The organism is Anoxybacillus ayderensis, from assembly GCF_000833605.1.
In the GTDB taxonomy this organism is placed as follows: domain Bacteria; phylum Bacillota; class Bacilli; order Bacillales; family Anoxybacillaceae; genus Anoxybacillus; species Anoxybacillus ayderensis.
In genome coordinates this window covers 1-12,654 of the sequence record NZ_JXTG01000006.1, presented here as the reverse complement: position 1 = coordinate 12,654, position 12,654 = coordinate 1, and the positions used below count along the sequence as shown (strand labels likewise).

Sequence of the window (12,654 nt, the reverse complement as noted above, 5' to 3'; positions counted from 1 at the left end):
GTTCTTTCATACATGTATATATGGTTATAAAAAGGAGAACCTCGTTACTTTTTGGGTTCCCCTCTCACAACAAAGGAATATATCCATTGTGAAACTGTTTCTCCTCTATCTGTAGTAAACAATACGACATGAATTCTAACATGTAATCTCTCTTCGCTTTGTCAATATTCAACATGCGTGCTTTGTAGTCATGTTCAGAGATCAAACCGATTTTCCATTGTTTTTCGTAATAGTCTTGCTCTGACAACATTTGTTGATACACATCGTATGCATCTTCGTATTTCGCATATGAACGATCAAATTCATCATATCGTTTTGCTAAAAACCTTTCTACATTTTTCGCTACCGCATTCAATTGTGCCTCTGACATTTTCACATACTGTTCCATCTGCTGCTTTTCGATTTGGTTGGCTGCCTGCCCTTTTTTGTCATTTGCTAATTTTAAGTTTTCTTGCTTTTTTAAGTAAAGGAAAGAACGGTAAACGAGACTTTTCACATCTTTTGGAGTTTCTATTTTACGCAAAAAAGAACTAGGGATAGATTGAAACGTCACTGGCTGTGCCTGCGGAACATTTAAATCTATCTTTAGTTGAAACTCTAACATTACTCTTTCTTTTTGAACATGTTCTAGCTCCTTCTTCTTATTTTTCCATTCTCGTTGCTTTTTCCTCAACTCGTCTTTACTCACCTCTCCTATTTCGACCATTGCTTCTACTCGCTTCATATCTTCAGCTAAAAATTGAATCTCTTTTTGTAAATAAGCGATTTGTTCATCGTATGACAAAACGGAAATATAATTTTTCGCAAGTTGATAGCGAATAAACTCCTTTGCTTCTTGTTCATCAATTTTTGTTATATTTTGGCTACTTTCTAATTCTTTTATTAGCGATGCTAACTGCTTCTTCTTTTCCTGTATATCTTTTTGCAAAGCCTTTAACTGCTCTTGAGAGGCTTGGTAGTTTTGCTGAATGATTATATTAAGCGATTGGTTAATAGCTATTTGAATAGCAATTTGTTGATCAATCACTTGTTTTTCTTCTTCAGTTGCTTGCTCATAGTTTGGATATAGTGTCAAAAAATACTCTCTCGTCGTTGGTAACAATTTTAACGGCTCTAATGTCGGTTCCTTTAGCTCATTTAGACTTTCACGAACGGCTTCTTTTTGCGCATTTAGCATTGCCCATTTATACGTATAAACGAGAATATCGTTTGATTGATTCACACCTTCGTATAAAACATCATCCAATGTCAATTGTCTTGGACTTACTTCACTTGCCCTTACATGCATAGGGTAAAGAACAAATATGAGTAAAATAAAACTTAGCTTCATCCTCAACTAACTTCTCCCCTAACTAAGCAATATCGTACTAAAAACAAAAGCGTTCCAAATGACATGATAAATAATTGAAGTGTATAATGACTGCGTTAATCGATAAAGTATGACAGTAATTACCCCCATAATCGCTCCATTTACAGGATAACCAAAGTGTGCTAGACCAAATAAAATAGACGATATAATAAGCCCCACATAAAAATGATACTTTTTCTCTAGAAAACGATGAAGAACACCACGGAACAAAAGTTCTTCTTTAATTGGCGATAAAAGGATAACAGCTAACCCCATCAGAACGAAATCGAGAGTACTTTGTGCTCCTTGTAGTCCCATTACTTTCTCTTGTGCTTCCGGATTTTCAAATCCAATTATACGGAATGAAAGAAATTGCACCGTAAATGTTACAAAAATCGCCAGTATGATATACAAATACGTTTTTCCTTCATAAATTGCTTTTTTGTCAAAACCTCCTTTAAGAAAAGCACGAACTTTTTTAAATAAAAAGAGGGCAACAACAAACATAAGCGCATCAAAAAGAAGTCCCATATACCCTTCAAATATATTCATAATTCCTTCATTGTTTGTTACACCACCGATAATGCCTAAAATAAAGCCGACTGCAAAAGACATTCCAAAAAACGAAAGAAAAAATAAAATCATCGTTTTCCAAGACAACACATCTTCTCTTCCTTCTATGACTGTTGTTTGTTCTTGCTCTTTTTGCAGTAATTCACTCATGTTTCCACTCCTATTCTTTCAAATTTATCTTTTCTAAAAGATAATGTAGAATTTTTTTCGAATCTGTAACAACAAATGCTTCTGCTTGCATTCCAACTTTAATCTTCGCCTTTTTCCCTTTATAACTTTGTAAGCTTTCATTTGGAACTGTTGCTTCCACGATATAGTAGCTTATCCCATCCTCTGGATTAACCGTTGAATCTGTGCTTATTCGCACAATTCTTCCCTCGACCTCTCCATATTCTCGATATGGGAGAGCAGCAAAATGATAGCTTACTTTAGCACCTATTTTAGTTTTGCTTATATCTTTATTCGATACATAAATAATCATCTTGTATTGAGACTGTCGATCTGGAATGACTGTTAAAATCGGATCATTTGGGTGAATAATATCTCCCTCATTTACGTCCTTTATAATATTAACGACTCCATTAATCGGTGCAATAATGCGATAGTTTCGAAGTTGAACTTCAATGTCTTTTTTCTTTCCTTCAAGATCTTTCACTAGCTTTTCCTGTTGCTTTATCGCTTCATTAATCTCTACTAATTTATCTGTCTTAAATTTTGCTAATGAGATTTCCTCCAGCTCCTGCTGCAAAGAAATTTCTTGATATAGCGATTTCGTTTTCTGCTGCAAGTCTTTTTTTAATGATTGAATACCTTGTAACTGTGGCTCGATTGTACTCGCCTTTTGCAATTTTTGTAATTGAATAGTGAGTTCATTCAACTTCTGCTTATTCCTCTCTATATCTAACCGAACCGATTGTAATTTCCCATTCATATAATTTTCCAACTCTAATTTAGCCATTTCATACTCTATTTTGCTTTGCTCAATCTTACTCTTTGGAACATATTGCTCTCCTAAAAAGATCAATCTGTCATACTCATCTTTCTTTTGCTGTACTGTTTTTTGCAGTTTAAGAACAGTATTTTGAAAGTCCATATATTGATTTGCATAAACAGACGTTGCATTCGTAAAGTAATTTTTATTTTCTAAATAACACTTTTCAAGTAATTGCAGATCACGGACAGTATCACTTAAGCGTGCGATTTCTTTATATAACGATTGGATCGTAAGCTCTTGCTCTTTTTGTGTGGCAAACAGCACTTGTTCTTTTTCTTTCGTTTCGTTTTGCGAACGATTCACATCTTGTTTTTCTTTCATTAATCTAAGACGAATTTGTTTCAATTCACCACTTAACTTTTCATAGTCTACTGCGTACTTCATGTATGCTTCATAATAGTCATTATCGTTTTTCGCAAACAAGTTTTTATGTTGCTCAACACTTTTTTTAAACGTGCGCAGTTGCTCTAACTCTTCTTGAGCTTCTTGGAGCTGTTGCTCAATGGTTTGTTTTTGAACGTCAAGTTCGCTTGCATCTAGCTCAAGCAATACCTCCCCCTTGTGTACTTTTTCCCCTTGAACGTAGTTCACACGTTCCACTTTTGCAGATACAGGTGTTTGGATCGTACTAACGTTTTCGTTTGGTCGAACAACTGCTTTCCCTTTTGCTACAATGTCCATTTCACCGAAATAAGCCCAGATAATAAACGAGACAACAAACAAACATAACAAAGAAATAAAAACAGGAACAAACGGATGTGGTTTTGCTTCTAGCAATTCTCTGCTATCCGTTAACTCATTCATTTCTCGTATATAAGCGTTCATGTTTAACACCCTTTACATTGTTGCAATTGGACTTGGTTCACTCGGGATTTGATTTTTCCATAGTTCATAGTACTTCCCTTTCATGTTCATTAGTTCATCATGTGTCCCTGTTTCAATAATTACCCCATGCTCCATCACATAAATTTTGTCGCATCTCATAATTGTACTTAAGCGATGGGCGATAATAATAGTCGTTATCTCACTGCAATATTCATAAATCGTTTCAGATATCGCTTTTTCTGTTGTCGAATCAAGATTGCTCGTCGCTTCGTCCATTATTAAAATATCAGGCTTTCTTAAAATCGCTCTTGCGATCGCTAGACGCTGTTTTTGTCCGCCAGATAAATTAGACGCGTTTTCCTCAAGCATCGTTTGATAACGTAACGGCAGTTGATTAATAAATTCATGGGCATGACACGCTTTCGCTGCAGCAATAATTTCCTCTAACGAAACTTCTTGCTCCACGCCTAAACATAAATTTTCTTGAATCGTCCCGCTAAAGAAAAAGTTTTCTTGTGGAATGTACGCAATTTTTCGTCTTAATCTTTCTAAGTCCATATCCTTAATATTGATATCATTAATTAAAATATCTCCTTTTTCATAGTCATAAAACCGCATAAGCAGCTTCACAAGCGTCGTCTTTCCCGAACCGCTCTCGCCGACGAGTGCTATTTTTTCACCTTGACGGATATGAAGGTTAATATTTTTCAATACGACATCTCTTGTCCCATAGCGAAATTGTAAATCTCTCATAACAATGTCGCCTTTTAAACTTTCCACTTTTATTTTTTTCTCTTCATTGTTTGATTTTTCGATTTCTAAATCTAAAATTTCCCCTAATCGATCTGCCGCAACAACAGCTGATTGAATCATCGGCTGTAAGTTAATTAAATTTTGAATCGGTTCAAGAAAATAAGCTAATAAAGCGTTATAGGCAATCAGTTGCCCGACCGTCATGTTTCCTTTTAGCACTTCATTTGCCCCGACCCAAAGAATGATGATTCCTCCGACAAGTTGCAAATATGTTTTTAATGATGATTGGAAATTGTTCATCATCCCATGCGAAAATACAGTCTTTAGAAACGAAATAAACTTTTGCTCTGTTTTAAACTTCGCTTCTTCTTCCGCATTATACGCCTTTACCGTTTCAATTCCATTCATTGACTCTACAATATAAGATGTTAACTCCGCATTTTTCTCCATTTCTTTTCTATTAATCGTTTCAAACGGTTTACGGAACGCCCATACAATCAACGCATATAACGGAACTAACAACACTGTAACACCGAACAGAAACGAATTTTGTGCATACAAAATCGCTCCGCCGATGATGACCATGAACGTATCAATCATAATCGTCAACGTTGCTCCGGAAATCGCATCTCGAACCTTTGAAGCGTCCATTAACCTCGAAATGATTTCCCCTACTTTTCTCGTATTGAAAAAACTCATCGGCAATGATAAAACGTGATGGTAGTATCCTAAAACGAGTCCAAGATCTAACTTTTGGCTTAAGTAAATTAAAAGATATGTACGAAATGCGTTCAACAATACTTTAAATGTATATAAAACGATCATGCCTATTGATAAAATATGTAGCGTCTTTTCCAGGTTTTCCGATAAAATATCATCAATCAAAAACTGAAAATAAAATGAACCAACAACCCCGAGTATCGTAAATAAAACACTCGCTAAAAAAATTTGCAGAAGAATGCCTTTTTGCGGCTTTAACATCCCAATGAAACGCTCAAATAATCCTTTCGTTTCGTCTCTTTTTTCAAATGTCGAAGCTGGCACGAGCAATACAAGAATCCCCGTCCATATTTGAAAAAACTCCTCAGGCGACATTTTCTTTAACCCTTCGGCCGGATCGGCAATAACAATTTCTTTGTTTGTAATTTTATGAATGACAACGTAATGAAGTAGACTTTGATTCACAATAACATGCGCAATCGCTGGCAATGGAAAAGGTTGAAAAAGGCTTTCTTGATTACCGCGAACCCCTTTTGCCGTAAATCCGAGCTGCTCGGCCGCTTTAATTAAACCGTATAAGTTCGTCCCTTGCTTATCCGTACCAGCAACTTCTCTTATTTTCGATATCGGCACTTTTAAACCGTACTGTTTGCATACCGTAGCCAAACAAGCCGGACCGCAGTCTTTTATATCGTGTTGTTTGATGCAGTAGTATTTATGGAAAAAGGAAAGCATAGTGACTACACCTCAAAAAGTTAGAAAATGAAAGAAGAACTATTTATGTTTGAACATTTATAAAATCACATACCGTCCCTCTTTATTATCTTTACTGTTTCAAATGCCAAAAATCCAAAAACTATCAATCCTATTACTATCATGAATGTGTTTTGCACTTCATTCGATTCATCAACTATTCCTTCTGGAAGCAGCCCATCAATACACAACAACGAGAACACAAAAAATTCAAAAACAAAAAAAGGGATATAAATCTTTTTTTTGCTCAAGTAATAAAAATAAGCGATTAAACAAAACATAAAATAATTCGCAAACGCCAATGGATCCCAGATCCTTAGAACAATAACCAAAGCACCTAACAGGAGATTAATAAAAATGATGGTCATAACAAAAATGTGCATATTCCCTTTCAACGATAACTCCCCCTTCTATGTCTATACACGTCGCCGCACTTCTAATACTTCCTTTGGATAACATCACCTGTACCCGCAATAAGTTGCAATAAAGTGTAACAAAGTGCACTAGTTTAACAACCAGTGCACCTCACATTATTATCTAAATTTAATTGCCTTTCCTACCGTATATCCTGCAAACGCAGTTCCTGATAAGCCAGCTAACGCAATTACACCAACAGGAACTGTTACAGGAGCGCTAGAAATTGCAAGCATGGTTGCTCCAAAGTATGCTACTCCTTCTAATACCTGTCCCCATTTAACTTTAACCCCTCCATCCACCAGAATCATTTCCTCGAAAGTTAGCTCATTGAATCCAATTGACACATTTAGTAACATATCTTCTCTCATCCTTTCCTATAAAAATTTAAAAATTAGTATATATAAAATTCCCCTCGCTCTGTTTTAATAACTCGAAACGGAGCGTATCAGGAATTTTAAACAGAGTAATTTCTAAATCGATATCATAAATGCAATTTTTTTAGAACACAATTGATGTATTACATTTAATCTATATAAATTCAGATTGAAAAATCGACATAAGCAAGACCGTTTAAGTTGACTGGAAGAACGGTCAAAACGGTTTGCATATGTCGGAAAAACCAATCTGTATTCATGTATATAAGCCACAGTTTTATTTTACATCCAATTGTCCGCTACTCCTGTTACATATCAGCCTATATTAAAATGAATACAGAAAGATATGAAAAACTTTGTTGCAACTTATATAAACAATTCATATTTTAGAAGGATTAATACCAATATATACATCAATAACAGGTGGCTCTCCCTTAAAAAAGCTTGTATCGTTTATATATACATTATAAGCTGTTGTAATGGGTTGCAATTTATTTCGACTGATGAATCCAATCAATTGATTATATACATCTTGTAATCCAATAGGATCACCAATATATCTTGTGCTAATGGCATGAACAAGATGGAAAACATCTTTGAAGACATATCCTTTTGGTAATTCTATCTTCTTATCGATTGGAATCAATATCTCCATGTCAAACACATTTTCATTTCCTACTGATTCAACATTAAATGTTGTAGTTATTAGAGGTCCTTCCTTATTTACATTCATTCCCTCAAGTAGCTTTATCATTTTAGTAAGCACTTCATTAAACTGAGATTGCTTAATTTTCCCTCTGTAAGAAACAACATTACCGAATATAATTTCTTGGTTCGTTAATATCTCGAGCATATACCGATCCCTCTTTCCAAATATAGAAACATTGCATTAGTTCTACGTATACAATAAATAGAATATAAAAAACTGTAAAGTACTAATTTTTTTAGTACCTTGACCCTTTATGTGAAATAAAAGTAAAATTTTCAAAAAACATATTGAATTCAATTGATAAGTCATGCTATGATGAAAATGTCCTTTTTTTACTTTTATATCCAAAGGAAGTGATCATATTCGAAAGTGGGTGGCATACTCGTTAGATTGGATTGGCTTATATTTATTGCATCGCCAAAAAAGCCAGCAGTCGCAATTTACGCGTTATGATCGATCACTTCTTGAACAGGCAGGATATCGTGTATCCGACACCTGATATACCAGATGTCCACTTTGAGCATATACATAGACAAATGAATTATGAAATTTGCCGCTTTTCATTTCAAAGTCCGATGAAATCTGGAAATGAAATAAATGACCGAGTTCAAGGAAATGTTTACTCCCACTCTTCCCGCTCTCCTGTTCACATTGTTGTTGTCCATGGTTGGAGAATGGATCAATGGGAGAAAATCAACCAATTATTCTTAAATCCCTTTGACAAATCAGGATTTCATATGTGGCAAATAATGCTTCCTTTCCATTTTGACAGAGCTCATTCCACATATAGCGGGGAATATATGATTAGCGCAAATATAGAGCGCTCTGTTTTTTCGGTTAGGCAAGCTGTCACGGAAATTCGCGCACTTATTCGCTGGATTAAACTGAACAAAGGTGGAAACGTCATCTTGGTCGGGGTAAGTTTAGGAGGGCTAATGGCAAATCTAGTCGCTACCGCGGATGAATATGCTGATGCGGTTATTTCTATTATGTATGCCAATAGCTTATCTTATGCCGTGTGGCATACACCGATTGGGAAATACATTAAGCAGGTCTTGCAAAACAATGGAATTACTTATGATATGCTGAAAGAATATTGGGAAATTCTCGAACCAATTTCCCAAAAACCGAAGATCGATCGAAATCGTATTTTATTCATTGCCGGACGATATGACCAATACGTCCATTTTGAAGATGCCTTAGCATTACAACAAGCATGGGACATCCCAAATTTCCTTCCTTATCATTGCGGACATGCTGGCATTATTTTTCACCGCAAAAAAATTGCTAAGGATGTGTTAACCTTTATCCACTCATTATTATCGAGGAGTGTATAATTTTGCTTGTATTATTCGTACTATTATGGCTTGGTGGAGCGATTGTTTTACTTATAGACTATAAAAATTCAGCCTCAAAATGGGCAAGCGCTGTCGCTTTCGTCGGTGGTTTCGGTGGATTATCTGTTGTCATCGAAGAAAATATGATGCCGTACTCCGCTTCCTCTACCGTTGTAAAGCTCATCGTAGATTTATTATCATTCATTTGCCATTATGTAACACCTTATGCGTTTCTTATGTTTTCGATTACATATTCTGGACTTATTTCACCGAATCGTCAAAAGCGATTTGCATATATCCTTTCCGTGCCGATTTTGTTTATGGCCATCAATTATCCAATATATCCAACTTATATTGTTCCTTATCATATCGCATTATGGTGGGTCGCTCCGTATATTGTGTTTGGGGTGTTTTCTCTTGTATTTTCTTATATGAAAGAAACACACCCCATATTAAAAAGAAATCGTTTCTTTACAAATCTTATTTTTATTCCTCCAATCTTATTTGCATTAATAACAAATTATATTTTACGTGCTTTCGGCGATCACGATAGTTGGCGCTATAACAAGGATATGATTATTATTTCTTTTAGCTTTTTTATTGTTTCCTTATTCAAATATGGGATATTGCATATTCGTTTGAACATTCATCGTCTATATTGGAAGCAATCGATGCAATCTATATTTATTGGAACAGCAATGCTTAACCATAAATTAAAAAATGACATAAGTAAACTTCAATTGTTTTGCCGTCGGATGGAACAATACGCCAACGAGCAACATGATAATGAATTGCTTTCAAACATTCAAAATATACAGGAGGTTGTTCAACATTTACAAGCTACACTGTCCAAATTTCAATCAAAAATCACCTTTCGTTCGTCCGAGAAGAAACGTGAAAACATGGAAGAAGTTATGGAGGAGAGCATTTCATCAATTCGTCACATGCTTAATCAAATTCAAATCGAAACGAATTATGACTCGACTATTATCCTTTATTGTGATAAGCAACAATTCAAAGAAGTATTTGTGAATATGATATTAAATGCAATCGAAGCGATGCCAAATGGGGGAGCCATTAGAATCCATTTTCAAGAAAGCTTTCGCTATCATATCATACAAATTTCTGATACAGGAACAGGCATAGACAAACAAACGTTGCCACATATTTTTGAACCGTTTTTCACGACGAAACGAAACAAAAGTCAAAACTATGGAATTGGACTAGCGTATTGTTGCTATGTCGTTCAGCAGCATGGTGGGTTTATTGACGTAGAGAGTACAAAATGTGGTACAACATTTTCACTTAAATTCCCAAAGTGCTCTTTTTTGAAGTAAATGGAGGAACAAAGATGAGTAACATTCACGTATTGCTTGTCGAAGATGATCAAGATTGGATTCAAATTATTTCAGAAGAATTGAATCGTTATCAAGGCATTGAGATTATCGGTGTAGCGACTTGTAGTGAAGAGGCATTGACAGTCATTCATAAAAAAAATGTTGACGTTGTGTTGATGGATATTTTTTTAGAAGATGACTGTGACGGCATCCAATTAACTGCTCAACTATTAGAAATGAAAAAAGAGATAAAAGTCATTATGCTCACTTCTTCAGATGAAGATGCGATCATTTTCCAGGCTTACATGGCAGGAGCAATCGACTATGTCATCAAATCAGAATTTTACGAAATCATAGACGCTATTCGTGCTGCGTATAAAAATCGCTCTCCTATACGTCCAACGATTGCACATAAAATAAGAAAAGAATTTTGCAAGTTAAAAAAAAGGGAACAAATAACATGTCCCCTGACAAAAACAGAAATTGCTATTTTAAAACTGATCGACCAAGGATATACCCAACAAGAAATCGCTAATCATTTAGTGATATCTGTGCAAACAGTGAAAAACCACGTAAGTCGGATTTTAAAAAAGCTAAGTGCGAAGAACGGCAAGCATGCTGTATCTAAAGCGAAAGAAATGGGATTTCTTTAGTGCATAGCTGGTCGATGTATTGGCAAAACATCACTTTTTTCCTTTCTATCACGACTGATTTGATAGATCGCTCACTGTGTTGAGTTATCGATCTACAGTCGTCCGTCCTCTAAAAAGATCAATAATCTATATACATCCAAATTGACATTTTAACCCCTGGTTTACGCAGTACACCCGATGCGGCGTAACACCTCATCTGGATGCTGTAAGACATGTTGTTCAAACCGAGCAATCGACTGGGCAATATCGTTTTGATCTTTATGCAAAATGTTAGCGATGACTTCATCTTTCAGCCACTTCCATAACCGTTCAATCGGATTCAAATGAGGCGAATACGGTGGGAGAAAAATAAAATGAAAGGCATCGCCTTCTTCGCTTTGAAGGAAGGCTTGCACCATGTTGGCATGATGAATACGCGCATTGTCCAACACAAGCACGATGAATCGGTCGGAATATTTCTCTTTCAACAGGCGCAAAAAGTCGAGGAACGTTTCAGCATTGGCGGATGATGCGCGATGAAACACGACATCGCCTTGTTGCACGTCGACGGCACCAAAAATGGACACGTGGGCGTGGTGACCGTAGCTTGGTACTTGTTTTTGACTCCCTACTTCTGCCCATGTCGTACGAAGCGCTTGATAGGCACGAACACGCGTCTCATCGACATGAAGCAAAACGATTTCTTCCGTGATTCGTTTTTTTATAAACTCGAGTTCTTTTTCAAAGGCTGCTTGAAGCACTGGATCGCCTTTGACAAGCTTATCAGTCGGGCGTGTCCATGACAAGCGAAGACGATGCAACAACTTCCGAATACCTTCCCGTGACATCGAAACTCCATAGGTTTGTTGGATGTAAGATTGTAATATACGTGTGTTCCATGACGAAGAAATGCCCCAGCCGACATCCACAGGAGTGGTGGTTCATACCAGTTGTCTGCTCTCCTGTTGTTGTTCTTCCGTCAGAAATGGAACGCGACCAGGTGGCAAGCGACGATCGAGTAAATGATCGAGCCCACCTTCATTAAAGCGGGCGACGTAGAGGGAAACCGATTGGCGGCATAGATGAACCATTTTTGCGACATCTTTGCCGAGAAACCCTTCCATGACGAGGCGAACGGCAGTCACCCGAACACAAAGCGAAGCATCTTTGATTTTTCGTTCTTGTTTCCGAAGTTTTCGAGGTGTCCAACCGTGATCATTTGTAATTTTCAGACGTTTCATATCATTTCCGCTCCTTTTATACATGGGTATTTAGGAGCAGTATAACCATGGAAAAAGGTGTTCATACAGAAGTCATCATCTTAAATTGCATGTATATAGACTAACATCAAACATTCCTCATATCTCAATCTCCCTAACAAAAAATACGTTCATTCGTGGATTATTTCTTCATTTCCTTTCGTGCATGGTAATTTAGGAGAAGCATAGTCTCGAAATGCTCGTACATAAATTACTGTTTTAAAGTGTATGTACGGTCACCTATTATTAAGGTTCATCACCAAATTTTGTGATTTAGTGACAAAAAAGAGAAAGCACTGACGAGATCCTGGCAATAATGTTAGTGGTGAAATAAACATCAAGGAGGTCTCGTAAGTGCTTTCTATACCGCTAGGATTGCCAGAATTTAAAGTGATTAAACAAGAACTTCTTTCCTATGGTTATGCGATTCATGTAGAGAAAACAGAGACACAGGAACGTTGCCCTCATTGTGGGGTTGCCACTTCCTGTGTCCACGACAGACGGACAAGAAAAGTACGAGATTTGGCGATTTTCCATCAACCCGTGTACTTGTTCGTGAAGGTAAAGCGCTATCGGTGCTGGAATTGTTCCCAAGTGTTTTCCGCCTCTTTGGAATCGATTCA

General features: G+C 36.5%; 14 protein-coding genes. 5 read left to right on the top strand and 9 right to left on the bottom strand.

The window, feature by feature from the left end; all coding sequences use genetic code 11:
• Positions 1 to 64 precede the first annotated feature (64 nt).
• The 7 genes from JV16_RS07325 to JV16_RS07295 form a co-directional block, all read right to left on the bottom strand.
• Positions 65 to 1,330, bottom strand: coding sequence for a TolC family protein (locus JV16_RS07325; protein WP_035063511.1), 1,266 nt, complete (start codon positions 1,328 to 1,330; stop codon positions 65 to 67).
• An 18-nt stretch (positions 1,331 to 1,348) separates the two neighbouring features.
• Positions 1,349 to 2,071 carry a CPBP family intramembrane glutamic endopeptidase gene (locus JV16_RS07320; RefSeq protein ID WP_021095697.1) on the bottom strand — a complete coding sequence of 241 codons (723 nt, stop codon included), beginning with the start codon at positions 2,069 to 2,071 and terminating at the stop codon, positions 1,349 to 1,351.
• A gap of 10 nt (positions 2,072 to 2,081) precedes the next feature.
• Positions 2,082 to 3,740 carry a beta-barrel domain-containing protein gene (locus tag JV16_RS07315; protein WP_021095696.1) on the bottom strand — a complete coding sequence of 553 codons (1,659 nt, stop codon included), beginning with the start codon at positions 3,738 to 3,740 and terminating at the stop codon, positions 2,082 to 2,084.
• Positions 3,741 to 3,752: 12 nt separating this feature from the next.
• Positions 3,753 to 5,948: a peptidase domain-containing ABC transporter gene (locus JV16_RS07310; RefSeq protein ID WP_042535005.1), complete on the bottom strand. Its 2,196-nt coding sequence runs from the start codon at positions 5,946 to 5,948 to the stop codon at positions 3,753 to 3,755.
• A 65-nt stretch (positions 5,949 to 6,013) separates the two neighbouring features.
• Entirely contained in the window at positions 6,014 to 6,361 is a 348-nt protein-coding gene (locus JV16_RS07305; RefSeq protein ID WP_021095694.1) for a hypothetical protein, read from the bottom strand.
• 138 nt (positions 6,362 to 6,499) lie between these two features.
• Complete coding sequence (locus JV16_RS07300; protein ID WP_035063509.1) at positions 6,500 to 6,739, bottom strand: hypothetical protein; 240 nt, start codon at positions 6,737 to 6,739, stop codon at positions 6,500 to 6,502.
• 397 nt (positions 6,740 to 7,136) lie between these two features.
• The gene (locus JV16_RS07295; RefSeq protein WP_021095692.1) at positions 7,137 to 7,610 is read right to left on the bottom strand and encodes a GyrI-like domain-containing protein; all 474 of its coding nucleotides are present in this window, start codon (positions 7,608 to 7,610) and stop codon (positions 7,137 to 7,139) included.
• A 229-nt stretch (positions 7,611 to 7,839) separates the two neighbouring features.
• On the opposite strand from JV16_RS07295, the gene JV16_RS16090 reads away from it, so the two are divergent.
• From JV16_RS16090 to JV16_RS07280, 4 genes are read left to right on the top strand one after another with little or no spacing between them, the layout of a single operon-like run.
• The gene (locus JV16_RS16090) at positions 7,840 to 7,965 is read left to right on the top strand and encodes a hypothetical protein (protein WP_268744046.1); all 126 of its coding nucleotides are present in this window, start codon (positions 7,840 to 7,842) and stop codon (positions 7,963 to 7,965) included.
• Between the two features lie 37 nt (positions 7,966 to 8,002).
• Positions 8,003 to 8,803, top strand: a complete 801-nt coding sequence (locus tag JV16_RS07290) for an alpha/beta fold hydrolase (protein WP_244463800.1) — start codon at positions 8,003 to 8,005, stop codon at positions 8,801 to 8,803.
• A 2-nt stretch (positions 8,804 to 8,805) separates the two neighbouring features.
• Entirely contained in the window at positions 8,806 to 10,140 is a 1,335-nt protein-coding gene (locus JV16_RS07285; RefSeq protein WP_021095690.1) for a sensor histidine kinase, read from the top strand.
• Positions 10,141 to 10,154: 14 nt separating this feature from the next.
• Positions 10,155 to 10,793: a response regulator transcription factor gene (locus JV16_RS07280; protein ID WP_021095689.1), complete on the top strand. Its 639-nt coding sequence runs from the start codon at positions 10,155 to 10,157 to the stop codon at positions 10,791 to 10,793.
• 161 nt (positions 10,794 to 10,954) lie between these two features.
• Here JV16_RS07280 and JV16_RS07275 read toward each other — a convergent pair whose 3' ends face one another.
• Positions 10,955 to 11,701: an IS630 family transposase gene (locus tag JV16_RS07275; protein ID WP_084220300.1), complete on the bottom strand. Its 747-nt coding sequence runs from the start codon at positions 11,699 to 11,701 to the stop codon at positions 10,955 to 10,957.
• A 12-nt stretch (positions 11,702 to 11,713) separates the two neighbouring features.
• Positions 11,714 to 12,013, bottom strand: coding sequence for a helix-turn-helix domain-containing protein (locus tag JV16_RS15175; protein ID WP_084220298.1), 300 nt, complete (start codon positions 12,011 to 12,013; stop codon positions 11,714 to 11,716).
• Between the two features lie 372 nt (positions 12,014 to 12,385).
• Here JV16_RS15175 and JV16_RS07265 point away from each other — a divergent pair.
• A partial coding sequence (locus JV16_RS07265; protein ID WP_042535003.1) for a transposase family protein occupies positions 12,386 to 12,654 on the top strand: 269 nt, incomplete at its 3' end.

Excerpts from the sequence above, each read along its gene's own strand:
- JV16_RS07325 (WP_035063511.1), bottom strand. The coding sequence starts at position 1,330 with ATGAAGCTAAGTTTTATTTTACTCATATTTGTTCTTTACCCTATGCAT.
- JV16_RS07320 (WP_021095697.1), bottom strand. The coding sequence starts at position 2,071 with ATGAGTGAATTACTGCAAAAAGAGCAAGAACAAACAACAGTCATAGAA.
- JV16_RS07315 (WP_021095696.1), bottom strand. The coding sequence starts at position 3,740 with ATGAACGCTTATATACGAGAAATGAATGAGTTAACGGATAGCAGAGAA.
- JV16_RS07310 (WP_042535005.1), bottom strand. The coding sequence starts at position 5,948 with ATGCTTTCCTTTTTCCATAAATACTACTGCATCAAACAACACGATATA.
- JV16_RS07300 (WP_035063509.1), bottom strand. The coding sequence starts at position 6,739 with ATGTTACTAAATGTGTCAATTGGATTCAATGAGCTAACTTTCGAGGAA.
- JV16_RS07295 (WP_021095692.1), bottom strand. The coding sequence starts at position 7,610 with ATGCTCGAGATATTAACGAACCAAGAAATTATATTCGGTAATGTTGTT.
- JV16_RS07290 (WP_244463800.1), top strand. The coding sequence starts at position 8,003 with ATGAATTATGAAATTTGCCGCTTTTCATTTCAAAGTCCGATGAAATCT.
- JV16_RS07280 (WP_021095689.1), top strand. The coding sequence starts at position 10,155 with ATGAGTAACATTCACGTATTGCTTGTCGAAGATGATCAAGATTGGATT.
- JV16_RS15175 (WP_084220298.1), bottom strand. The coding sequence starts at position 12,013 with ATGAAACGTCTGAAAATTACAAATGATCACGGTTGGACACCTCGAAAA.